1 protein-coding gene is annotated in these 763 nt (G+C 61.6%); it reads left to right on the forward strand.

The features are described 5' to 3' along the window. Window positions 1-79: 79 nt before the first annotated feature. Window positions 80-763: F0F1 ATP synthase subunit A (gene atpB / locus DMB66_RS60180; protein ID WP_125812721.1), on the forward strand; the 684-nt coding region annotated here is incomplete at its 3' end.

Consider the following 763-nt stretch of genomic DNA (forward strand, 5'->3'; position numbering starts at 1 on the left):
CATCGGCGCCGTCATTGGCATCGCCGGCGGTGTCTACCTCATTGTGCGCCGTCTCGGCGCCTGACAGGAAAGGGCTACGGTGATCGGTCAGTCGACGGTCCTCGCAGCGGAGTTCCCGCCCAGCGTCGAGGACTTCTACCTGCCCAGCATCCTGCCGTGGGGCGCGCACGACACGTACTGGTTCACCAAGATCACACTGCTGGTCTGGGTGGCCGTTGCCTTGATCATCATCTACTTCCTGGTGTCGTACCGGAAGCCGCAGCTGGTGCCCACGAAGAAGCAGTGGCTCGCCGAGAGCCTCTACGGATTCGTGCGTAACAACATCTCTGTCGATATGATCGGGCCGCGCGGCGTCGCTTTCGCGCCCTACCTCACGACGCTCTTCTGCTTCATCCTGGTGATGAACTTCTTCAGCATCGTGCCGCTGATTCAGATCTCGCCGAACTCGCACATCGCTTTCCCGGCGATTCTCGCGGTCATCAGCTACGTGATGTTCATCTATGTGGGCATCCGGCACCACGGCGGGTTCTTCAAGTACATCAAGTCCGCGCTGATCCCGCCGGCGCCGTGGTTCATCCTGCCGCTGCTGATCCCGATCGAGTTCTTCTCCAACTTCCTGGTCCGCCCGTTCTCGCTGGCGGTCCGGCTCTTCGCCAACATGTTCGCCGGCCACATGCTGCTGCTGGTGTTCACCCTCGGCGGCTTCGCGATGATCAGCGCGAACGTCTGGTACGCCCCCTTCTCGATCGTCTCGTGGGTCATG

It is taken from the genome of Actinoplanes sp. ATCC 53533, assembly GCF_003947245.1.